General features: G+C 51.4%; 1 tRNA gene. It reads left to right on the top strand.

Features of this window, described 5'->3' with window-relative positions:
* Window positions 1-112 precede the first annotated feature (112 nt).
* Window positions 113-187, top strand: a tRNA-Glu gene (locus NR201_RS22535).
* Window positions 188-352: the final 165 nt, after the last annotated feature.

The following is a 352-nucleotide window of genomic DNA, read 5'->3' on the forward strand; positions in this document are numbered from 1 at the left end:
ACCTGCGGTTGGATCACCTCCTTACCTGAAGATACCTTCCCGCGCAGTGTCCACACAGATTGTCTGATAAAAAGTAATGAGCAGGACGGCTGCGAAGTCGTGACACTTTTGTGTCCCCTTCGTCTAGCGGTTAGGACTCCGCCCTTTCACGGCGGCAACAGGGGTTCGAATCCCCTAGGGGACGCCACCTGCTTGGTGACAGGTGAAAGGTGTCTCCATACAGTATCTCAAAACCGATTTGGTTGCGTAAGCAGCCGGGCCGCGTTTGAGATATTTGCTCTTTAACAATCCGGAACAAGCTGAAAATTGAAACGACGCAGCGCGTCATTCCTCCGTAATTAAGGAATGACTT

This window comes from Pantoea sp. Fr-CA_6, assembly GCF_024520895.1.
Lineage (GTDB): Bacteria > Pseudomonadota > Gammaproteobacteria > Enterobacterales > Enterobacteriaceae > Pantoea > Pantoea agglomerans.